21 protein-coding genes are annotated in these 24357 nt (G+C 27.2%); 6 read left to right on the top strand and 15 right to left on the bottom strand.

From position 1 onward, the window contains the following. Window positions 1-45: 45 nt before the first annotated feature. From ALEK_RS05885 to ALEK_RS05860, 6 genes are all read right to left on the bottom strand, one after another. On the bottom strand, window positions 46-3231 hold the full coding sequence (locus ALEK_RS05885) for an NAD-glutamate dehydrogenase domain-containing protein (RefSeq protein ID WP_071626077.1): 3186 nt from the start codon (window positions 3229-3231) through the stop codon (window positions 46-48). Window positions 3232-3332: 101 nt separating this feature from the next. Further along, on the bottom strand, window positions 3333-3803 hold the full coding sequence (gene ybaK, locus ALEK_RS05880; RefSeq protein ID WP_071626078.1) for a Cys-tRNA(Pro) deacylase: 471 nt from the start codon (window positions 3801-3803) through the stop codon (window positions 3333-3335). Next, window positions 3787-4887, bottom strand: coding sequence for a DNA alkylation repair protein (locus ALEK_RS05875; protein WP_071626079.1), 1101 nt, complete (start codon window positions 4885-4887; stop codon window positions 3787-3789). The genes ybaK and ALEK_RS05875 overlap by 17 nt, the downstream gene beginning before the upstream one ends. An 86-nt stretch (window positions 4888-4973) precedes the next feature. Continuing rightward, window positions 4974-5408, bottom strand: coding sequence for an Lcl domain-containing protein (locus tag ALEK_RS05870; RefSeq protein WP_071626080.1), 435 nt, complete (start codon window positions 5406-5408; stop codon window positions 4974-4976). A gap of 145 nt (window positions 5409-5553) precedes the next feature. Next, window positions 5554-6474, bottom strand: coding sequence for a manganese-dependent inorganic pyrophosphatase (locus tag ALEK_RS05865; protein WP_071626081.1), 921 nt, complete (start codon window positions 6472-6474; stop codon window positions 5554-5556). Between the two features lie 90 nt (window positions 6475-6564). Beyond that, the gene (locus ALEK_RS05860) at window positions 6565-8472 is read right to left on the bottom strand and encodes a sensor histidine kinase (protein WP_071626082.1); all 1908 of its coding nucleotides are present in this window, start codon (window positions 8470-8472) and stop codon (window positions 6565-6567) included. 290 nt (window positions 8473-8762) lie between these two features. Here ALEK_RS05860 and ALEK_RS05855 point away from each other — a divergent pair, with 290 nt between their 5' ends. The 5 genes from ALEK_RS05855 (at window position 8763) to ALEK_RS05835 (ending at window position 15380) form a co-directional block, all read left to right on the top strand. Further along, a complete protein-coding gene (locus tag ALEK_RS05855) occupies window positions 8763-10469 on the top strand; it encodes a two-component system response regulator (protein ID WP_071626083.1) in 1707 nt (568 codons plus the stop codon). A gap of 4 nt (window positions 10470-10473) precedes the next feature. Continuing rightward, a complete protein-coding gene (locus tag ALEK_RS05850; protein WP_083574596.1) occupies window positions 10474-10989 on the top strand; it encodes a YfiR family protein in 516 nt (171 codons plus the stop codon). Window position 10990: 1 nt separating this feature from the next. Beyond that, complete coding sequence (locus ALEK_RS05845; protein ID WP_071626085.1) at window positions 10991-12571, top strand: ATP-binding protein; 1581 nt, start codon at window positions 10991-10993, stop codon at window positions 12569-12571. Further along, window positions 12568-14571, top strand: coding sequence for a TonB-dependent receptor plug domain-containing protein (locus ALEK_RS05840; protein WP_071626086.1), 2004 nt, complete (start codon window positions 12568-12570; stop codon window positions 14569-14571). The genes ALEK_RS05845 and ALEK_RS05840 overlap by 4 nt, the downstream gene beginning before the upstream one ends. Before the next feature lie 299 nt (window positions 14572-14870). Continuing rightward, window positions 14871-15380, top strand: a complete 510-nt coding sequence (locus tag ALEK_RS05835) for a ferritin (RefSeq protein WP_071626087.1) — start codon at window positions 14871-14873, stop codon at window positions 15378-15380. Between the two features lie 23 nt (window positions 15381-15403). Here ALEK_RS05835 and ALEK_RS05830 read toward each other — a convergent pair whose 3' ends face one another. The 7 genes from ALEK_RS05830 to ALEK_RS05800 all read right to left on the bottom strand — a co-directional run bounded on the left by ALEK_RS05830 (window position 15404) and on the right by ALEK_RS05800 (window position 21732). Next, the gene (locus ALEK_RS05830) at window positions 15404-15898 is read right to left on the bottom strand and encodes an asparaginase domain-containing protein (RefSeq protein ID WP_071626088.1); all 495 of its coding nucleotides are present in this window, start codon (window positions 15896-15898) and stop codon (window positions 15404-15406) included. Next, a complete protein-coding gene (aspA, locus tag ALEK_RS05825; RefSeq protein WP_071626089.1) occupies window positions 15899-17308 on the bottom strand; it encodes an aspartate ammonia-lyase in 1410 nt (469 codons plus the stop codon). A 66-nt stretch (window positions 17309-17374) separates the two neighbouring features. Next, complete coding sequence (locus ALEK_RS05820; RefSeq protein WP_071626090.1) at window positions 17375-18061, bottom strand: response regulator transcription factor; 687 nt, start codon at window positions 18059-18061, stop codon at window positions 17375-17377. Between the two features lie 3 nt (window positions 18062-18064). Next, a complete protein-coding gene (locus ALEK_RS05815) occupies window positions 18065-19189 on the bottom strand; it encodes a sensor histidine kinase (RefSeq protein ID WP_071626091.1) in 1125 nt (374 codons plus the stop codon). 58 nt (window positions 19190-19247) lie between these two features. After that, window positions 19248-19934 carry an aspartate/glutamate racemase family protein gene (locus ALEK_RS05810; RefSeq protein WP_071626092.1) on the bottom strand — a complete coding sequence of 229 codons (687 nt, stop codon included), beginning with the start codon at window positions 19932-19934 and terminating at the stop codon, window positions 19248-19250. Window positions 19935-19967: 33 nt separating this feature from the next. Then, window positions 19968-21410 carry an alanine/glycine:cation symporter family protein gene (locus tag ALEK_RS05805; RefSeq protein ID WP_071626093.1) on the bottom strand — a complete coding sequence of 481 codons (1443 nt, stop codon included), beginning with the start codon at window positions 21408-21410 and terminating at the stop codon, window positions 19968-19970. A 133-nt stretch (window positions 21411-21543) separates the two neighbouring features. Continuing rightward, window positions 21544-21732 (bottom strand): sodium-dependent tyrosine transporter, encoded by a 189-nt coding sequence (locus ALEK_RS05800; RefSeq protein ID WP_071626094.1) that lies wholly within the window; start codon window positions 21730-21732, stop codon window positions 21544-21546. A gap of 159 nt (window positions 21733-21891) precedes the next feature. On the opposite strand from ALEK_RS05800, the gene ALEK_RS17640 reads away from it, so the two are divergent. Then, window positions 21892-22020, top strand: a complete 129-nt coding sequence (locus ALEK_RS17640; RefSeq protein WP_265734113.1) for a hypothetical protein — start codon at window positions 21892-21894, stop codon at window positions 22018-22020. Window positions 22021-22041: 21 nt separating this feature from the next. Here the strand turns inward: ALEK_RS17640 and ALEK_RS05795 are convergent, their stop codons facing one another. Together ALEK_RS05795 and ALEK_RS05790 are read right to left on the bottom strand one after the other, a co-directional pair. Next, on the bottom strand, window positions 22042-22878 hold the full coding sequence (locus ALEK_RS05795; protein WP_071626095.1) for a bifunctional helix-turn-helix domain-containing protein/methylated-DNA--[protein]-cysteine S-methyltransferase: 837 nt from the start codon (window positions 22876-22878) through the stop codon (window positions 22042-22044). Window positions 22879-23052: 174 nt separating this feature from the next. Continuing rightward, complete coding sequence (locus ALEK_RS05790) at window positions 23053-24315, bottom strand: serine hydroxymethyltransferase (protein ID WP_071628313.1); 1263 nt, start codon at window positions 24313-24315, stop codon at window positions 23053-23055. Between the last annotated feature and the right edge of the window lie 42 nt (window positions 24316-24357).

Here is a 24357-nt window from a genome sequence, read left to right as displayed (position 1 = left end):
TAACTAATTATATTTTAACAATCAAATTATTATTATAATTAAAACTTATATAAGTGAAACCATTAACTGATTTACAGTAATTGCTATCTCTTTAATATCTTTTACATCTTTTACCATAAATGAATCAAGTTGTTCTCGAACTTTATAGAATGTCTCTTTTTCATTTGTAATAAAGTTTGCAAAAGCAACATCTGGTTCTTCATTTATTCTTTGGAAATCTAAAATTTTCTTTGTGTAATGAACAACAATAAATTCAATAAATTGTAAAACTTGATTCCTTAATGTCATATCACTAGGATTTGTTATTTTTACTTTATTTAATGCTAATACAATCTCTAAGATATTAAACTCATGAATTAATGAATAGAATAATACTATTACATCTTTAAATGAGTGATGAGTATCTTCTTTGATTATAATTGCAGCAATTGCAAATCTTAAATAATCAATTACAGAGAAGAACTGATTAAAGCTCTCATCATTTGGAATTAAAGATTCTACCTTTTGATTATGTACTTCTGATAATAATTGGAATAACTCTTCTTGATGATCCAAGATATGAGCTGAATCTAATTGATTTTTCTTCAGATATTTAACCATCCATCTTGTACTTGCATATAATGTATATTCTAATTTATTAACAAGTTTGTATTGTTTTTCAATTGGCATTACATAATCTTGGTCATAAATTTTCTGTCTAATAGTTCTTGCACCAAATAACTGTTTTACAATTAAATATGATTTAATTTTTAATAAAAATCTCTCTAATCCTAATCTCTCGAAGTCAGAAATAAAAGTAACACCTTGATGATTAATAATCATATCAGCCATAACAGTAGATATAATTTCTTTCTTCAAGGGATGACTAGAAATCTCAAACTCATAAGCCCCAACAAATGATTTAGGGAAATACCTTGTTAGGTATTGTTGAGAAAATTGATCATCAATTAATGTAGATTCAAATAAAATCTTTTTAACAAAAATCTTACAATAAGAAAGTAATGAACCTAATACTGGTCTTACAATTGAACCATGAATATCAATAATCTCATTCATATTTTCATTCTTAGGAATATAGAAATCTCTTCTATTAAATGCTTCAATATTATTCTCTAATACTTCTATAGACTTAATATAATCATTTGGATATCTTCTTGAGAATTGTTCATCAATAGAGATTACATAAGCTTGATCATAGTTACTTTGTAAAACCATATCAACAACTTGCTCAGTTAAAGAGTCTAATGTCTCTTTTACTTGTTTCTCACTTAATATACCTTGGGCTTTAATACTATTTAATAAGATTTTTAAGTTTACTTCATGATCCGAAGTATTAACCCCAGCAGCATTATCAATACCATCTAAATGGATTCTTCCGCCATTTAAAGCATATTCAATTCTAGCTCTTTGAGTAAACCCTAGATTTCCACCTTCACAAATAATTCTTGCTTTGATTTCATTAGCATCAACTCTTACAGCTTCATTTTGTTTATCACCTAAATCAAGGTTGTTCTCGTCACTTGCTTTAACATAGGTACCAACACCACCATTAAATAACATATCTACATCTAAAGTAAGAAGTCTTCTACAAAGCTCTTCCCCTGATATAATCTTTTTGGTAGTACCTAAAAGTTTTTTGATTTCAGCAGATAATTCAATCTCTTTATCATTTCTTTTAAATACTCCTCCACCTTTTGATATTACTTTTTTATCGTAATTTGTCCAACCACCACTTTTTGATTCGAATAGTTTTTTTCTTTCAATATATGATTTTTTAATATCAGGTGTTGGGTCAATAAAAATATCTTTGTGAGAAATAGCAGCAACAAGTTTGAATTTTTCTGATTCAATTAAACCATTACCAAAAACATCTCCACTCATAGAACCAATTCCTACAACAGATACTTCATCTTTGTAAATATCAACTCCATCTTCAATAAAGAATCTTTTTGAAGACATAATAGCACCACGTGCTGTGATACCTAAATCTTTATGACCATAACCATTACTTCCACCACTAGCAAAGGCATCACCTAACCAGTAATTTCTACTAATAGCAATATTATTAGCAATATCACTCATAGCAGCAGTTCCTTTATCAGCAGCAACTACAAAATATGGATCTTCTCCATCATAAGCAACAATATTTTCATTTCTCTCAATATTCCCATCTTTCATATTATCAACTAAGTCTAAATTAGCATTAATAAACTCAGAATAAATATAAGTAAATAATTCTTTAGTAACTTCTGAGTTTTCTTTATTAATTACAAATCCACCCTTTGAACCATCAGGAATAATAATAGAGTTTTTACCCTCTTGAGTAATCATAAGAGATTTTACTTCTTGTCTATAGTCATCATGTCTATCTGACCATCGAAGACCACCTCTTGATACCTTTGACATTCTTAAATGAACCCCATAAAAATCAGGGTGGTAAATGAAGTTTTCTAAATTTGGTTGTAAACCTTTTAGGTCTTTCCCAAATGTTTTTGTATCAATTTTAAATGAAATTGTCTCTTTATTTAAAAAGTAGTTCGTTCTTAATAATGATTTTAAAAATAGTAAAGTTAAATTCAAAATTCTATCATCAATAATTTGAGGAATGATTTTAATTTTTGCTTTGATATTTTTTTCTATTTCATCAAGTTCAGATTTTCTATTTTTTATTTCTGGTTGAAACTTTGTAATAAAGTATTTAACAAACAGACAAGCTAAACTATCATGTGTAGTTAAAGTATTTAAAATCGTTGCAGAGTTAATAGTAAGAACTGCTTGATCTATATACTCAATAAATGCTCGTAAAAGCATAATCTTTCTAAGTGTTAAGTTTTGTGTATATACTAAAGAAAAGGCTTTTGAATGTTTTACACTTGCATCTTTTAAAGTGTTCGTAATAATATATTCTAAATTGCTTTTAGCCTCTTCTAACCTATTTTCATCATGTACATTTAAATTAAATCTTGAAATATAAATCTCTTCTTTATTATTTGAAACATTATATGTAACTTCGTCAATAATCTCAAAACCAATATTATGTAATAGAGGCGTGATATGAGATAAAAAAAGTTTTTCATTTGAAAAAATTTTAACGTATTTTGATTTTTTTGTATTTAATATTTGAGTAACAATATTCTCTTTTAGAACTTGATCAAAAAGTTCATCACTAACTGCTAAATCATCAGGAGTTAAAAGTTGAGAGCATATTGCCTGAATGTCCGATGTAGCCATAGTATACTTCCTTTAATATAAATAGTCTTTATAAAATAGTACTCTTTATAAGTTAAGACAATATTAAATAAGTATACTTTTGTATTTTATAAAATTATTTGTTATTGGGCTGTAACCTTATAGTAACAAGCATTTAATAATTTGATTAAATCCTTTGGTTTAACTTCTATATCTAAACCCCTTTTTCCGCCACTTACAAAAATAGTTTCAAAGTCATTTGCACTTTTATCAAGAACTGTTCTTAATCTTTTTTTCTGCCCTAAGGGAGAAATACCCCCAAGTAAATAACCAGTTACTTTTTGAGCTTCGTCTTTATTTGCCATTATTGCTTTTTTTGATTTTAAAGCACTTGCAATTTCTTTTAGACTTAGTTGATTTGATACAGGAATTATCGCAACTGCTAACTCTTTGGGACTAAGTTCAACTAATAAAGTTTTAAATACTTGTTTCTCATTTAGATTTAATTTTTCTGCTGCTTCTAATCCAAAGTTTGTATTCTCTGGATCATGGTCATATTTGTGAACTTTGTAGTCACACTTATTCTTTTTTAATAAATTAATTGCTGGTGTCATTTAGATAAAAACTCCCTTTTTCTTTTTCTATTCCATTTATAATGATACTAATATAATGCTCACCTGAGTAATGTTTTCTAGTAGTCATATTTTTAAAGCTTTGTTTTTTCCTAAAACTTTTTTCTTTTTCATTTATATTATTTTGACTAATCATAAATACTTTTTTGGAGTGGCTTCCATTGGCTTTTTTATAATGTATTCCATACTCAACTCTTAGATTACCTAAGTTATCTTCACTATTTAAAGTAAAATCAAAAATAAAATCATCTCCAAAACTTAGACTATCATGATATTGTAAATTTGTAATATTTACATGAGAAGAGTCACCAAAACCAAATAAAGGAAGTATTTGTTTATCTCCTTTTTTAAGTAAAGTCCTACTTGCATGTTTACATATCCAATCTAAGTCTTTTGTTTGTCCTAGATTATTTTTCACAAAATCAATTACAATTTGGGCATTGTCTTTAGATATATCATTTAGATTATTAGCTACTGATTTTTGTACATATTTACTTTTATCAAATTTTAGAACTTCAATTATTTCTAATACTTTTGATGGATCATTTTTAAAAATAGGTAAGGCAATTGCCCAAGGTAATCTAGGTCTACATCCTTCTGTAGCTAATCTTCTAATATGTTCATTTTCACTTAGTGCCCAAGTATGCATTTGAGACATTGTTTTATCTTCATATTTTAAAATAAATTGTCTAATAGCAAACTCAGAACTTGAATCAATTGTAAAAGACTCTAAAGCTTTTATAGAATTATCATAATCATCTAATCCAAAAACCTCAACGAAGTCTTGAAAAATCATTGATTGTAAACCCATTGAGTCTTTGTATGATAAATCTATTTTTACTTTATTTAGAATTTCAAGTTGCTCAGCGTAAGGAAGAGGAAGAAAATCATTAAAAACAACTGCAATCAATCGCATTCGCTCTTTTAATTCTAAGTTTTTCCAATTGTCATTGATAATAGTTTTTTGAAAGTTTTTTGCTTCAAAAGAAGGATAATACTCTTTTGTTTTTAGAGCAATAAATTCTATAAAATCTTTGGAGAATAGTTCTTTTAGTTGTTCAGCCATTATATATCCTATTTTTTTTAGTATTTTACAACAAAAAAATAAGATACATAAATTATATTACAAATTGAAAGGAAGATTGTGAATTTTTATTTATTCAAATCCTCAAAACATCTTACATAAAACTTATCTTCCATAAGCTTTCTATTAAATGCTCCAGACTTATAGTCTACAACAAATGCTTCTTTACTCATTGCATGACTAAATGTTTTTGTAGTCCAGTAGTTATCAGAAACATAGTTTTTAAACTCTTTAGATAGTGTTGGATTATATACTTTTGTATTAACAATTGAAAATGCAGCAAGGAAACTTGGCATTTCCCACTTAGTTTTTCCATCTAGTTCTAAATTTTGACAATAAGCTTTTGCTTCTTCAAAACTTCTTCTTTGTGTTTTTGCTTCTTTTGAATCTTGCCATAAAAAGTTTGTTTTTGTATCTTTTATAACATTATCACTAACTCTTATTAAGTCAGCATTAGCGAAGTTAAAAAGTGATGCAAGAACAAGTACATTTAATAATTTCATGGGAGCCCTTATTTAATTATTTAAGGTTATTGTATCAAATTATTATATTGTAGATATTGATTGGAATCAAATAACTTATAATTATTATAAATTATTTTAATGAAGTAAAATCAAATAATCCCAAGAGTGGGATTATTTATAAAATTTATGCGAATGCAGGTTCTAAGAAAGGAATAATTTGTTTTTTTCTAGATAGACAACCATCTAACCAAACTTTACCATCTTCTAATTGAACATCAAATGCATTTTCGAAGATTGAGTTATCAGCAGATGCTACGATTACTTCAGATCCTTCTTTCATAATGTCTGTTAATAATAAACAAGCAGTATGTAAGTTATGCTCTACTCTTAAATCTTCTAAGTCAGATTCTAAGTCGTCTTTGATTGAATCAAAAATAGCTAAATCAACAACTTCTAATTGTCCAATTCCTACTTGATTTCCATGCATATCAAATGGTTTATAATCTCTTAAAATTAAGTCTCTAGCAGATACACCTTCAACTTGTGATTTTACTTTGAACATTTCCATACCTAAAGCACCAAAATCTTCAACACCACAAATCTCAGCTAATTCTCTAACAACTTTGATATCAATATCAGTACATGTAGGAGATTTGAAAATAACTGTATCAGAAAGAATTGCACACATCATGATTCCAGCAATATCTGCAGGAATTTCTACACCATGGTAATCATACATCTCTTTAACAATTGTATTAGTACAACCAACAGGTCTAATCCAACACTCTAAAGGAGCAGAAGTAGTAATGTCACCTAATTTATGGTGATCAACAATACCAACAACTGTAGATTCATCAATATCAGCAGGTGCTTGACCTTTGTCTGAATAATCAGTAATGAATAACTCTTCTCCAGCAAATTGAGTTTTAAGAAGAGGTGCTTCAAATCCAAATTTTTCTAAAATAAATTTAGTTTCTGGGTTTGGTTCACCTTGTCTAGCTGGAATTGCTTCTCTTCCAATTTTGTTTAATAAATAAGCTAATGAAATTGCTGAACAGATTGAATCTGAATCAGGCGTAGTATGTCCACATGTATAAATTGCCATATAAAATATCCTAATTTAATTTTTTGCCATTTTATCTAAATATTGGTTATTTTACTTTTAAGTAAGAACATTACTTGTATTTAACTCTATTTATTTAAGTGGTAATTTAATAGTAAATAAGGCACCTCTAAAACTATTACCTTTATATTCGTATTCACTATTCTCAACTTCTAATGAACCTTCCATATGTCTAGATACAATCTCTTCAGACATATAAAGCCCTAAACCTGTTCCTTGGCTTTTATGTTTTGTAGTAAAATATGGTTCAAAAATTCTCTCAATTATATTTTCTTTTATACCACCTGCATTATCTTTTATTTCAATAACTGCATCTTCTTCTGTTTTATATATTTTGATAAAAATATACTTTTCTTCTTCTATTTTAGATAACGCATCTTTGGCATTATTGATAATATTTAATAAAACTTGTAATAACTCTCGCTCAAAACTATCTATTTCAATATTATCAATTTCTTCTATTATTTCAATTTCTTTATTTTGAATTTGAGAAGATAAAAGCTTAAATGTTTTATATATACAATCACCTAATTTAAAAAATGATTTTTCTTTATTTGGTTTAAAGAAATCTCTAAAGTCTTCGATTGTTTCAGATAAATGATTAGCAGAGTGACCAATACTATCAATTGAATCATTCAACATTTCATCACTTAAAATATCTAACTCTTTTTGAAACTTTATACCACTTGCTGCTGTTGTAATCAAAGATAATGGCTGTCTCCATTGATGAGCAATATTTTCCATCATCTCACCCATAGCTGCAAGTTTTGATTTTTGAGCTAGTAGTTCATATTGTTTTTGATTCTCTTTTATATGATGTTTTATATCATCTTTGTAACTTTTGAATTTTTTCTCAATAATAATAGAAATAAAATATGTAATAAGTAACAATACCGAAGTAATAAAAAGTGCAAAAATAAATACTTTTTGTAAATTTTGTGAATATTGTTCTTCCAAAATAACTTCTTGCTCTTTAATTAAAACATCAACATCTTCTTTATAAAAACCAGTAGTAATAATCCAATCCCAGTTTTCAACATATTTAGTAAAACTAATTTTTGTTACAGGAATATTAGTATTTGGTTTAGAATAGTTTAAAGTAATAAACCCTCCACCATTCTTACTAAGTTCTCTTGTTTTATTCATAATGTCAGTTTTATTCCACTTATTTAATTTATTTATGACATTTTTACCAATAAGTTCTTTTTTTGCATGATTTAAATAAGTATTATTTTTATCTATTACAACTAAATAACCATTTTCACCAAATTTAAATTTACTAATTTGTGATAAAACTTTTTTTTGGATATCTTTTTCAAAATCATCTAAATACTCGCCTGAACCTATAAACCAATCTAATTCATATATATTTTTAACAAATCCAATTTTTCTATAGTCTGTCATATCCTCTGGTGACTTACGCCAATACCACTCTTGATATGATTCATCTTTATTTTTTAGAAGTTCTAAACTCTCTCTTAATACAAAAGTTCCTTTACTATCTTGATAATCAATTAAATTTTTACCCTCAAGTGCTGGTAAAAGGGAGTGTATTTGAGTTATAGCATTTTTATCATAAACAAAAAAGTAACCTCTTCCACTATTAAATCTAATATCTTTAATTGTTGTTTTAATCAGAACCCTAAGTTCTTCTTTGTTCATAGTGTTTTTGTATTGATTATAAATATTTTGGATATTTTTATGAGATTCATGAATACGTTTAATTAAGGATTGTCTCAAAGCATTCTCTGTATCAACTTGCTCTGAAATTATGTATTTATAAATATTTTCCACTTGATTTTTGACTATTTCTTTTTTATCAGAAATAAACTTCTCTTCAGTATTTTTTTTCATTTTTTCAAAACTTGATTTATTCTCGTAATATAAAAATGTAGTAATACATATTGATAAAAATAATATAAATATAGGTAAAGTATAACGAATTACTAAAAGTAACTGTTTTTCATTTTTTAGATTCATTTCTTATATCTTTTTTTGATCTAGTGCTTCCTACAAGTATTATAACTAAATATACTACTCTAAATAATTAATAGATTTAAAACATTATTTATCCATTAATAATACTATGTAATGGATAATATAACAATTATATTCAATTTTATAATAAAATTAATAGAAAAATAACTTTTTATTTCCTATAATGAAATTGATATTTTAAATCAAAATACCATTCATCTGTATATAATACTAACTTTATATAGTTTTTAGTGCTTAAATTACAGATAAAAATAAAAATATATGGATTTTAAATGAATGACAATGAATTAATCTTTGCAAGTGAAGAACCTGAATATGAAATCATTAGTGATACAACTTGGTCAGTTCTAATTATTGATGATGATCATGAAGTCCATGCTGTAACAAAACTAGCTTTACATGATTTCCAATTTGATAATAAAAAGTTAAATCTTGTCTCTGCATATAATTCAAATGAAGCAAAAGAAATTTTATCTCAAAACAATGATTTTTCATTTGTATTACTAGACATTGTAATGGAATCAAATGATGCAGGAATTAAAGTAATCGAGCATATTAGAAATGAATTAGATAATAAATTAATACGTATTATTATAAGAACTGGACAGCCAGGTTATGCTCCAGAAGAAGAGATAATAAATTTATATGATATAAATGACTACAAAGAAAAAACAGAATTAACAACTACAAAACTTTATACAACAGCAAGAACTGCACTTGCACAATATAAACAGTTAAGTGAATTACAAAAAAAGACTGATGAATTATATCACCACCTAATTACTGACCCTATAACAAATCTTTATTCAAGAGAAAAACTATATCAAGACTTAGAAAAATTAGATAATGTAGGTTTACTTCTAATAGATATTGATTCTTTTAGCACAATAAACAATGCTTATGGATATACAATAGGAGATTCAATTCTTAAAAAAGTTGCAAAAATATTAAATGAAAGTAACTTAGATACAAAACTAATGTATAGAATAGAATCTGATAATTTTGTATTGTTATATCAAAATAAATCAGATGATTTTTTATTAAAAACTGCTTTAAAAATCAAAAATGTTTTAGTAAATAAAGAGTTTAATATTGACGATTTAACTCTATTAATCAATATTAGTATAGGAATAGCTAATAATCCTCATAACAACTTACTACAAAAAGCTGAAATTGCTGTTTTTGCATCAAGACAGAAACAAGATAATAAAATTGAATTTTATTCAGAAGAGTTAAATACAATCAAAGTAATTAACAATAATTTACTTTGGTCAAAAAGATTAACAAAAGCTATTAACTCAGATAATATCATCACATATTTTCAACCTATAGTTGAATGTAAAACTCAGAAAATAGTGAAATATGAAACTTTAGTTAGATTAGTTTATGAAGATGAAGTATATTCTCCTTTTCACTTTTTAGGAGCGGCTAGGAACGCAGGGCTTTTAACACAAATTACAAAAATAGTATTTGAACAAGCTTGTAAGAAATTTGAAAACAATGATCTTGATTTTTCAGTAAATATTACAGACCATGATTTAATGAATACAGATTTTGCAAATATGCTAATGTCTTATTGCGAAAAATATAATATACAAACAAATAGAATCTCTTTAGAAATATTAGAAGAAGAGAGTATTAGCAAAAATATCCAAGCACTTAAAAATCTTACAAAACTAAGAGAGTTAGGATTCTTATTAAGTATTGATGATTTTGGTGTTGAATACTCTAACTTCTCTCAATTAAAATATTTAGATATTGATAGTGTTAAAATTGATGGAAGTTTTATTAAAGATATAGATACAAATAAATATTCAAAATATGTAGCTCAATCAATATTATCTTATACAAGTAAGATTAATGTAAAAACTGTTGCAGAGTTTGTTCACTCAAAAGAAGTATTTGAAGAAATAAAAGAACTTGGTATAGATTATGCACAAGGTTATTATTTTGGAAAACCTGAAAGTGAATTAAAATAGTCTCATGTTTAGTTTTTTAAAAAAATCACTAATCATTGCTTTATTATTAAGCACAACCATATTGGGCTCCAATCCAATTAAAATATCACTAATTGAGAGAATAACTCAGTTTATACAGTGGCCTTCATTAAATGAAGAGTTTATAATTGGTATTTATAAAAACAAACAACTTCGAAATGATATGATTGAAGCTTATGAGGGTAAGTCTATCCATGATTTACCTATTGAAGTTGTTAATATTAGAAATTACAAAGATATAAAAAATCAAAAAATAAATTTACTTTATTTTACAGAAGACTCTACAAAAGAGATTGATAAAATAATTAATAAAATTAAAAAAGATCCAGTTTTAATTATTACAGAATCTGCAAATGATGTTTATCAAGGAATGCATTTAGGTTTTTATTATAAAAATAAACGTATTAAGTTTGTAATCAATCAACAAGCTCTTGAAAATGCTCAACTAAAAGCTAGTTATAAAATCTTGAAACTTGCAAAAATTGTAAAGGTTGAGAAGTAATATGAAAACTATTAGCTTATCAATCAAAACTCAATTAATTCTAACTTTTATTGCAATTAGTTCTATTGTAATAATTGTTGTTTCATACTTCAATTTTACTTCAAATATAAAACAAGAAAAAAATAGTTTTATTCAAAACTCATTAATTCAAGCAAATTTATTAGCTGACTTCTCTGTATCTGCTTTAGTATTTAGAGATATGGATGGAGCAAAAGAAAACTTAGAGAAATTAAAAAGTGATAACAATATTCAAAGGGTAATTATATTTGATAATCAAGGAGATATTTTCTCTGAATATAATCCTTTAGATATTAGAGAAATTGCTCAAATAGATATAAAGGAAGTACATCTAGTAAGTAAAAAAGAAGAGTTTTTAAACTATGGAATACTAAAAATAAGTGTTCCTTTAAAACATAACAATATTGAGTACGGAACTCTATACTTAGAAAAATCAACTGCAATTATTACAAAACTTCTAAAAAAACTATTTTCAGAGGTTATATTATTTGCTTGTGTCTTATTACTTTTAATTTATGCAATATCAATATTTTTAAGTAACTACTTATTAAAACCAATACTTTCACTTGCAAGTACAGCAGAAGAAATAGCATCAACTCAAAACTATGGAACAAGAGTAAGTTATAACTCAAAAAATGAAATTGGCTCACTGTATAAAGCTTTTAATTCTTTGGTAAAAGATACTGAGAACCTTACTAATAATCTTGAATTACAAGTAAATATTAGAACAAAAGAACTTAATACTAAAACTGTGCAATTAGAAGAGAGTTTAATTGATTTACAACAAACTCAACAAAAACTAATTGAGTCTGAAAAACTATCTGCACTTGGAAACCTAGTTAGTGGAATAGCACATGAAGTAAATACGCCTTTAGGAAATGCCATTACAGGAAGTTCTGTTATTACTAAAGAAACACAAGCTTTAGTAGAAGAGTTTAATGATGGGACATTAAAAAAATCAACTATGCAAAGAAGGCTTGATGTAATAAATGAAACATCTTCTTTATTATCAAGAACATTACATTATGCATCAGGACTAATCAAAAGTTTCAAACAAATTTCAGTAGATCAAGTAACAAATGATATAAGAGAGATTCAAATAAAAGATTATATTGAAGAAGTGTTTCTGACAAATCATAATAAATTGAAATTAGTTCCAGCAAAAGTAACAATAGAAGCTAATGATGACTTAGTTATTAAAACTTCACCAGGTGTAATTTCACAGATAATTAATAATCTAATTCAAAACTCAATAAAACATGGTTTTGATAACTATAAAGGCGAGGCACAAATTAGTGTATGCATAGAAGAAAAAGATGAAAACTTAATAATAGAATATAAAGATAATGGAATAGGTATCAATGAAGATATCAAAGAAAAAGTCTTTGAACCTTTTGTTACAACAAAAAGAAATTCAGGTGGTACAGGTCTAGGGTTAAACATAGTTTATAACCTAATCATTCAAAAACTAAAAGGGTCATTAGAAATGACAAGTACAGAAAACATCGGTACAAAATTTATAATTACTATCCCTATGAAGAATTCATTAATGGAGAAAAAATGAGATCAATTTTAATATTTTCAATAATATTTATCAATACATTATTCGCACAAAATATTCCAAAAGAAGAACTTGATACTTTATCACTAGAAGAGCTAATGGATATCAAAATATATTCAGCAACAAAGAGCTATCAAAGAATAGAAGATATCCCAGCTAATATTATTGTATTAACTAGAAAAGATATTGAAAAGTATAATTACACAACATTAGATGAATTACTTAAACATGTTCCGGGACTGTTTATTATTGATGATACTGAGCACTTCCAAATAGGTTCAAGGGGAAGCTTAGGTTCATCATTTAAACTAATGATAAATAATAACCCTATTTCACCACTTAGAATTCCTCGAGCAGGAACTTCTAATAGAAACTTTTTTGCTACACCTGTTGAATCAATTGATAGAATTGAAATTATCAAAGGACCTCAAGCTGTAACTTATGGAAGTAATTCTATGTATGGTTCTATTAATATTATTACTAATGATTTTAATGCAAAAAATATTATTACATTAGGAAAAGGTAATAATGGACAAGAAAAAGTATTTGCAAGAATAAATCACAAACAAGAAAATGGTGGATTTACGTTAAATACAAGTTTTTTTAATACAGAAGGAATAAAAGGCGATTTAAAAGACTCATTTACTCAAACAGAATACAATAAGAATCCAAGTGCAAATAAAAAACTAGATGGACTACTAGAAAATGAATATAAAACAGTAGATTTTTCACATAGATATAAAAATTTAACAACAGATATCACATATTCAAAAACAAACTATGGAATATATATTGAACCAACGTATAGAGAAGGTAATAATGTTGATCAAGTAGAAAAAACTTTAGCCTTTACATATGAAGATGAAATCAATGAAAACCTTAGTTATAAAGCAAATCTAATAACTTCTCAAAAAAATTATGATATTAATGAAGTAAATATATTATCATCAACATCATCACTTGTTAATAATCATGCGGAAGATAAGAGAAATCAAATTGACCTTCATTTAAACTATAAGTTAAATGAACAATTACGCTTTTTATTAGGTGCTACATATGAAAGAACTTCATATGATTTTGAAGGGACATTCAATACAATTGCAAATACAAGAAAATATATTTTTAAAACAGAAGATATATACTCTAAAATACAATATATTTATTCAGATAAATTTGAATTCAATGCAGGGATTAGACATGCTTCAAGAGATGATTTTACTATCAACTTTACTCAAGATAATGATTTAAGTAACCCAGTATTAGATCAAATCATTTCTCAAAAAATAAATGAAAAGAATGAATACTTACCAGAACTTAGTGCGGTTTATCATATAGATTCAAATAATCATTTGAAATTTTTATACGGAAAAGCAAACCAACTAGCATATTCAAGTATAGAAAAATATGAAGTAATTAAAAGCAATGAAATAAATTATCTTTTTTTATCAAGAAAATATCAAATAAACTCTTCTTTATTCTATAATAAAGCAGAAAATATTAGCCTATTTACACAAAATGGTAAAAATTTACCAACTTCATCTATTGGAGATAAAGTTACAAAAGGTTTTGAATTTGCAGTAAAATATAAACCTAATTATAATATTGAAACATCATCTAGTATTACAATTCAAAAAACTAAAAACTATGCAAAAAGTACAGAAAACTACGGACCTGATTTTTCTCCAAAAATATTATCAAAATTTGATATTACTTATATTCATAATAAAACTAGATATTCATTACTAGTTGATTATATAAGTAAAATGGAAGCTTCAATTAAGAGTGGAACTAATCAAAGATATGGTAAAAAAAGTAATCATAATATAAATATTAATACTAATATAAACCACAAAATAAATAAAGATTTATCATTAAATTTACATGTATATAATTTATTAGATAGAGATAACAGAGTGCCAGCAGGTTCAACACTTACTAGCTTTTACAACGGAGCATTTACAAAAGGTAGAGAAGTTTTATTCTCTATTAAATACAAATTCTAAAGGTAAAAATAAGGAAACCCTTATTTTTACTGATTATAAACCACCAAATCCAAACCAAGCAGATAAATCTAAAATACTACTTGCTACTGATTGTAATGTAGAAATTAATTCATTCATTTTTTCGTTCCTTTTATTGATATAATACATCTTATGTACCGTAATTATTATATATATTCAATAATTAATAGCTACTTAATATTGTGTATTTTTTAATAATTTTCTTATTATTAAGCATAAAATAACTATATATAACACACCTTTTTAGTTATAATTAAGTAATAAAGATAAAAGGAGATAATATGATTAGTAAAGAGCTTCAAGATTCGTTAATCCAGCAACTTAATAAAGAGTATCAATCTGCATATATATACTTAGGAATGAGCGCTTATTGTTCTAAAGAAGGATTCAATGGAGCAGCAAATTGGTTTTTAATTCAATACCAAGAAGAAGTGACACATGGAATGAAACTTTTCAAATATTTAGAAGATCAAAATGTTGATATAAAACTACCATTAATTCAAGAAGTTGAAGTAAGATTTAACTCACTATTAGATGTATTTCAAAAATCACTTGAGCACGAACAAACAATGACAAAAAACTTAAATGACTTATCAGATTTAGCAATGAAAGATAAAGACCATGCAACATATAATTTATTACAATGGTATGTAACAGAACAAGTGGAAGAAGAAGCAACAGTATCAGGAATAATTGATCATATAAAACTAGTAGATGGTAATGGTTATGGGTTGTATACTATTGACAAAGAATTAAGTTCTAGAGTTTTTGTAGACTCAACAGCTAACTAATAAATAAGAGTCTAAACTCTTATTTATTTTCGGATTAAAAACTGACCTAAAGTTCTATCTTTAACTAGTTTTGTATGGTCAACTACAACACCATGCATTGCAATATAAATACCATTTTCAACATCAGAGCTTAGAAAGCCCATAGCTTGTGAGAAGTTCATGGTAGCTTCAACTTCATCAAAACTCATTGGAACCATTGCACCAGTGAATACGATTTGTTTATTATCTATTTGTTCTTTTAAAAATGCAGATGTTAAATGTACCGTATCCGTTCCATGAATAATGATTATTTTCTCATTTTCACTTGATTTTACAGCATCTGTAATAATTTGTCTATCATTATCATCCATATCTAAACTATCTTTTGAAACAATATTTTTAATTTCAAAATCAACATTATGACAAGATGCCATAATTTTATCTAAAGCGATATTATCACTAGGAACTTCTAATTGCCCTTTAATTGGATTATATCTTTTATTAAATGTTCCACCAGTATTTATAATAGTTATTTTCATCTATTTTTTTCCTTCGTAGTTGTTTACCATATTTTTTGGATGAAGAAGTTCTTCAAGTTCTTCTTTTGTAAATAATTCTTGCTCAAGTACAATATCATATACTCTTTTATTTGTAGCTAAGGCCTCTTTTGCAATTGCTGAACTTTTTTCATATCCTAAGATTGGATTTAAACAAGTTACTAAAGTTACAGAGTTTAAAATATTTTCCATACAAACATCTTCATTTGCAGTAATACCTTTGATACATTTGTCAGCAAGTGTATAAAATGATCTTCTCATCATATTTATTGATGTAAATAGTTTATAAGCAACTAAAGGTTCAAATACATTAAGTTGTAACTGACCACTTTCACAAGCAATAGAAATAGCAGTATCAGCACCAATAACATCAAAGGCAACTTGATTTACAACTTCTGGAATTACAGGGTTTACTTTACCTGGCATAATCGAAGAACCAGGTTGCATTTTTGGAAGGTTGATTTCATTGAATCCAGCACGAGGTCCTGAACTTAAAAGTCTTAAATCATTACAAATTTTAGAGATTTTAATAGCAACTCTTTTTAAGATTCCAGAAATATGTACAAAGGCACCTGTATCTTGTGTAGCTTCAATTAAATCTCCAGCAGTTACATAATCAACACCAGTTACTTCTCTTAAATTTGAAATTACTTTTCTTTGATATTTTGCTTTTGTATTAATTCCCGTACCAATAGCAGTAGCTCCAAGATTAACCTCTTTTAATAAAGCCTGACAATCTCTTAATCTGAAAATATCTTCATCAATCATAACCGCATAAGATTTAAACTCTTGACCTAAGGTCATAGGAACAGCATCTTGAAGCTGAGTTCTTCCCATTTTTAATACATCTTTAAATTCAATAGCTTTATCATCAAAAGCATCTCTTAAAAATCTAAGTGAATCTTTTAATTTATAAATTAGTTCGTGTAATGTAAGTTTAATAGCTGTAGGATAAACATCATTAGTTGATTGACTCATATTAATATGATTATTAGGATGAATCACATCGTAAGTACTTCTTTTCTCACCAAGAATTTCTAGTGCTCTATTTGCAATAACTTCATTTGCATTCATGTTAGTAGAAGTTCCAGCTCCACCTTGGATTGGGTCTACAATAAATTGATCATGAAATTTACCATCAATTATTTCATTACAAGCTTGAATAATTGCATCTCTTTGTCTATCTGATAAATCTCCTAACTCAAAGTTTGTTAAAGCACAAGCTTTTTTTACTTTTGCTAGGGATTTGATAAAGTTAGGGAATAAAGAAATATCCGTTCTTGTAATATCAAAATTCTCTTTTGCTCTTAAAGTTTGTATTCCATAATAAGCATTTGCATCAATCTTTTTTTCACCTAAAAAATCTTTTTCAATTCTAAAGTTCTCTTCCATAGTTTTGCCTCATAAATTTTATATAACAAATCATATAAAATCAAAGTATGCAAAAAGTGTGCTTTCTTAATCTTTTATAAATAAAGTGTAACCTTCTTGTGGAACATTCTTTATAACATTCTCAGGAAGCTTAGATCTTAGGTCTTTTATGAAAGATTTTAGGGCATGAGTTGTCATTTCCTTATCTACCCATAACTCTTCTTCAATTTCTGAATAACTAAGAATTCCACCCTTTCTTTCATATAAAAGATGTAAAAACTCTTTTTCTCTTTTTCTTAAAAGTACTCTTTCATCATTTTTATAGATGATTTCTCTTTTTTGCAGGTCTAAAATTAGATTTTCACTTAGTTCAATTGGCTCTAAAGTCTTTTGAATATATTTTAATAATGCTTCATTTAATTTCTTCAAGTTTAATGGCTTTAAAATAAAATGATTAATATTTAAATTAATTAAGTCCATTAAATACTCTTCATTAGAATAAGCAGTAAGCATAATAATTGTAGTATGAGAATCATTTTTTCTAACTTTTTTTACAAACTCTATACCATCACAGTTTTTCATTTGAATATCTGATAGGATTATTTTAGGTTTATAATCTTGATAGATTTCATAAGCTTCATTTCCATCTCTAGCCTCATAAACTTCATCAAAATAATACTTTAAAGTCTCAACAATAACTTCTCTAATTCCATCTTCATCTTCAACACATAATATTGGAATATTTTTTAATTCTTCTAATAAGTTTTCATTCATTTTTTATCCTAGTACTACTATTTTGAAGACTGCACCATCTTCATCATTTTTTACGCTTAACTCTCCACCCATATTTCTCTCAATAATCAGTTTTGAAATATAAAGTCCTAATCCAGTTCCTTTTGATGAGTGTTTAGTTGTAAAATATGGATCAAAGATTAAATCATAGTTTTCCTCTTTTAATCCACCTGCATTATCTGATACTTTAATAATACACAAAGAACCATGAAAATCAATTGTTACTTTGATTCTTGGGTTTTCTATTTCTCTCTCAACTAATATATCTTTAGCATTTGAAATTAGATTTAATATAACTTGAGCAAACTCAGTTGGATAACCATTAATTTGCCTATTATGAAGAACATCCAATTCTAAAACAACTTTACTTTCATCTAAAGAAGCATTTACTAAATTAATAGCCTTTTTACAAGCATCTACAACATCAAAATTCTCTTTCTTTTTGTCTGGTTTATAAAAGTTTCTAAAATCATCAATTGTATTAGACATAAACTCAATTAGCTTATCACTTTTATCAATTGAATTTAGAATATGTTCATTTGTAACTTTTTTAAATCTTGTAGCAGTTTCAAGCTCCATCAATGTACCTGATAACTCTGTTAAAGGTTGTCTCCATTGATGTGCAATCATAGAAAGCATTGTTCCAAGCCTTGCAAGTCTTGATTGTTGAAACATTGCTTTATCTTTTTCTTTTCCTTCTTCAATACCCTGCTCTACTTTTGTAGAGAGGGTTTTATTAAGGCTTTGAAGTTTAGCTTCTTTATTTTGTACTTGGGTTTTATACTTTTTTACAACATCAGTAATAATTGATATCATCAATAATGAAAACAAAGCCATAAAAACAAGTATTGCACCTGTTAAAGTAATCATAAAATCTTTAAACTTTTGTTCTCTTATCTCTTGTTGTTCTATTTTTTTTGATACTAATAAATCTAATTCTTTTTTATTATTGCTTTTTAAAATATATATTTCTCTAAACTCTTTTAAATCTACTTCAAAATTCTCTTTCGATAATTTCAAATAGTAAGAAGTTGCAAAGAAAGTTACAAATAATATACTTAAAAAAGGAATCATAATAGTAAAAAAAGGAATTCCATCTTTATTAAACATATTTAGCCTTCGTCTTATATAAGTTTATAATGTCTAAAAGTAGTTAAAAACTGGCTGACTAGAAAGTCTTTTCAACCAGTTTTTTTGCTAGAAGTTGTGTCACATCAATAAGATTTTTTTCTTCGTATTTTAACTTAATTAGTGGTAACTCTGTACAAGCTAAAAACACATCTTTTGATTCTAATTTATCTACAATATTTTTAAAATTATTTACAACGAAAGAGGATTCCCCACCCTCTTTTTTTACGTCGTAAATTAGTTTGTGTACTTCTTGGAAATTAGTAGGAACTTCCACATTAAAAGTATCATTCAAACTCTTAAACACTGAAAACTTTTTCATTTCTAATACAGGCATTGCACCTATAATAGAAACTTGTTTTAATTTGTTCTCTTCAATATAATCTTTCACAACATCAAGTGTTGATAGGAATTTATGTTTAAATCCTATTTTTAGTATTTTGTTTTCGTAAACATTTAAAGTATTACAAGCAATTACAAAATAATCAACCTTTTTACAGATATCTTGAACAGCTGTTTTTAACGTCTGCCAAACCATATCATAATTCTTTTCTAATTCCATAGAGTGACCTAATTGTGGAATAGAAAGGATAGTAATATCAGGAGCATCTAAATCCCCCTGAAATTTATCTTGTAAAAAGTTTTTGTTTTCTTCTAAAATCTTTTGCCATAAATCAATACCAGCTTCAGGACCTGAACCTGTGATAATACCTATTTTTTTTCTCATTGTTTTTCAATAAAGAGTAAGAAAACTTACTCCCTACTCCTTAGATCTTTTGTCATTGATATTATCAACGATTTCTTTCCAAGTATCTTTATCGATATTAAATTCTGTATAGTCGTTATATCTTAATACAGGTTTTTTACCCTCTTTAAGTTGTCTATCGTAACCTTTAATAAGCTTAAGAACTGGTTTGTAAAGAATTGCAATTACAACCATATTAATCACAGCTAATAATCCCATAGATAAATCAGCGAATGAGAAAATAGAACCTAAATCTTGGAAAGAACCCCAAATAATTAAAGCAACACATAAAAGTCTAAACCCATTAAATAAAGTTACATTTCCTTTTGAGAAAAAGTTTAAACTATTTTCAGCCAAGTAGTAGTTATATAACATTGAAGAGAATCCAAATAAGAATAATGCAACCGTTACAAAGTATCCACCAAATGGTCCAATATGCTCAATTAAAGCATTTTGAGTTAATAATACACCTTGAACACCTTCTGCACCTGGAGTATAAACACCTGATAAAAGAATGATGAATGCAGTACAAGAACATAAAATAATAGTATCAATAAATACAGAGAATGATTGAACAATACCTTGTTGAACTGGATGCGCTACGTAAGCAACTGCTGCAACGTTTGGAGCTGAACCTAGACCTGCCTCATTTGAGAACATACCTCTTTTAGCACCTTGTAAAATAACAGCACCAATACCACCACCAATAGCAGAAGAAGGATTAAATGCTTCATTAACAATCATAGAGATTAAGCCTGGAATTTCACTTAAGTTTAATGCAATTACAACGATTGCAATTAATAAGTATCCAACAGCCATAACAGGAACAATTACTTCTGAAAGTTTTGTAATTCTTTTAATACCACCAAAAATAGCGATACCAAATGCAAGAGTTAATACAACACCTGTAATCCAAGTAGGAATAGCAAATGATGCTTCAAATGAAGTTGAAATAATAAATGATTGTGTTGCATTAAAAGCAAACCCAAATGTAAACATTAATAATATAGAGATGATAATACCAATCCATCTTTGACCTAATGCTTTAGTAACATAATAAGCTGGCCCTCCTCTATATACACAAGAATCTTCCCCATCTTTTTCTTTGTATAATTGAGCAAGCGAACACTCAAAGAAACTTGTACTCATACCAATAAGTCCAATAATCCACATCCAGAATACTGCCCCTGGACCACCTAATGTAATTGCAACAGCAACACCAGCGATGTTACCACCACCAACTCTACCTGCAACACTTAACATAAGTGCTTGGAAAGAACTAATATGTCCTTCTTTATCATGTACTGTATCTCTTAAGATATTAAACATCTTAAAGAAGTATCTAAATTGTACAAATCTTGACGTAACTGTAAAAAATATACCTAATGCAGGAAGTAAATATATTAAGATATTTCCCCAAATAAGGTTATTTAAAAAGTCATTTATTTCAGCTAACATTTTTTCTCCTTTTTATATGTAAAAGCAGTTTATCATTAGCAAGAGGGTTAAAAGTGTTTTTTGAAGTGCTGTTTGTAGTAGTTTTTGTAAAATAAAAAGTAAATACTAGTGTTTTACTTTTTATTTGTAAGAATTATGCGCCTTTAAGAATCTTCTTAAGCCATTTTTGTGCTGCTTTTACATCTTCAAATCTATGAGATTTAGCAACTTGATCTTTACCTTCGTAGAATCTAACTCTAATTCCATCTTCTACGTGATCAATTTTTGTTCTTGTGATTTTAGCTAAGTTAATGAAAACTCTATCATTTAATTGAATGAACATAAAACTCCCTTTTTTAATTTTTTTAGATTTTATCATAAAAATTAAAAATAGTAAAATATTATTTACTAAAGAAAGTTTTTTTCTTATTTAATTTTTTTAATATTCTTTACATTTTGAATAAAACTTAATATAATAAATCTTTACGCAAAGGAATTTATTATGGCTACGTTATCAAATTCTTATATGGAAAAAACTATGTTGGATGAGATGAATTCTATAATGTTAGAATTTTTTGAAGTCTCTAAAAAGTTTATTTATAAACATCATAAAATCTTAGGGTATTTCTAATATCCTAAGAAGAATACTTTACTACTTTTTTTTATTAAAATCTTCATAAGCTAAAAGAATTTTCTTTCTTTGAATTCCCCATCTATACCCACTCATAGCTCCACTTTTTGCAATAACCCTATGACATGGAATTAAAAAACCTATATGATTTGAGCCAATAGCACTTGCAACTGCTCGTACTGCTTTTGGTTTTTCTAACTTATCTGCAATATCTTGGTATGAACTAATTAATCCATCGGGAATATTCATTAAAGCTCTCCAAACATTAATTTGGAAATTAGTACCTTTTACAACTAAATCATATTTTTTATTTTTTAGAAAAATATCATTTAGATACTCATGGGCTTTTTTATCATCTTTTTTTAATGTAGCTTTTTCCCAAACATCCATAAATCTTGAGAAAACTGCTTCTTCATTATTATCAATAAAACCTAAATAACAAATACCTCTTTTAGTAAATGCTATCAAAGCTTCTCCAAAAGGAGTGGAACCATATCCGTAAGTTATTTCAACATCAAGACCTGATTCTTTATACTCTTTTGGAGTTACCCCAATGATATTTACAAATAAGTCATGTAATCTACTAGTTGAACTAAGTCCTAAATCTAGGGAGCTATCTAATATTGATTTTGATTCTTTTAAATGTTCTTTTGCATAGTTTAATGTAAGTGTTTGAAGAAATTGAATAGGAGTTACTCCCACATACTCTTTGAAAACTCTAGAGAAGTGGTATTTACTCATATTAATATGTTCTGAGATTTCTTCTAATGTAGGCTGATCTTTGAAATTTTCATCTATATAATTAATTGCTTTTTCAATCTTTTTGTAAGTTTGACTTTTTTCAACTAAATCACTCATAATCTACGCCTCTTGTTATATATGTTTAATTATAACTATTTATTCTATATTTTTGAAGATGCAAGTTTAACTTATTATTATTTAGAAAAAGGTTTTTATTTGAGAAAAAAGAGAGGAATGTGTATTTTTAGAACATATAAAATACAGGGTGTAAAACCCTATATTTAATACTTATTAGTAAGTTGATTGGTTGTAAATAACAAAGTTATTAGCTAAGTCTTTAAGCTCTGATTTAATAGAAGCTTGTAACTCAGTGTTTTCAATATCATCTAATACATCACAAATTTTATTTGCAATTAATTCGAATTCTTTCTCACCCATTCCTCTTGCTGTTAATGCAGGAGATCCAATTCTAACACCTGATGTTACAAATGGAGATCTTGTTTCACCTGGAACTGTATTTTTATTTACAGTAATACCAGCGTTTTGTAATGCTGCATCTGCATCTTTACCTGAGAATTCTTTATTTAAGAAAGATACTAAGATTAAGTGATTATCTGTTCCATCAGAAACAACATCATATCCTCTTGCCATTAATACTTCTGCTAATTTAGATGCATTTGCTTTTACTTGTACTGCATATGCTTTCCATTCAGGAGCTAAAATCTCTTTAAATGCTACTGCTTTTGCTGCCATTACGTGAACTAATGGTCCACCTTGTAATCCTGGGAAGATTGCAGAGTTAAGTTTCTTAGCAATATCTTCATCATTACACATAATCATTCCACCTCTTGGACCTCTTAAAGTCTTATGAGTTGTAGTTGTAACTACATCTGCGTAAGGGAATGGAGATTGGTGTTCGTCCGCTGCTACAAGTCCTGCAATGTGTGCGATATCAGCAAATAAAATTGCTCCTACTGCATCTGCAATTTCTCTAAATTTAGCGAAATCAATTTCTCTTGCGTATGCTGAAGCACCACAAACGATAATTTTTGGTTGAACTGTTTTAGCAATTTCCATTACTTTTTCATAGTTAATTCTACCATCTAATTCTACACCATAGTAGAATGCAGAGTAGTTTTTACCTGAGAATGATGGTTTAGAACCATGAGTTAAGTGACCACCGTGAGATAAATCCATACCTAAGATTTTATCACCAGCTTTTAATAATGCTGCATATACTGCACCATTTGCTTGAGAACCTGAATGAGGTTGTACATTTGCGTATGAACATCCAAAGATTTCACAAGCTCTATCAATAGCTAATTGCTCAGCTGCATCTGCGAATTCACATCCACCATAATATCTTTTGTATGGGTAACCTTCTGCATATTTGTTAGTAAATACTGATCCCATTGCTTCCATAACTGCTGGTGAAGTAAAGTTTTCACTTGCAATCATTTCTAAGTGTGTTGTTTGTCTATCTAATTCTGCTTCTACGATATCGAATATCTCTTTATCTGCTGACTCTAAATTTGCGCTTGATATATAACTCATGTTAATTTCTCCTAATTTTACTTTAATAAAATGTTTAATTGC

It is taken from the genome of Poseidonibacter lekithochrous, assembly GCF_013283835.1.
Taxonomy (GTDB): Bacteria; Campylobacterota; Campylobacteria; order Campylobacterales; family Arcobacteraceae; genus Poseidonibacter; species Poseidonibacter lekithochrous.
This window is presented reverse-complemented; position numbering and strand designations above follow the sequence as displayed.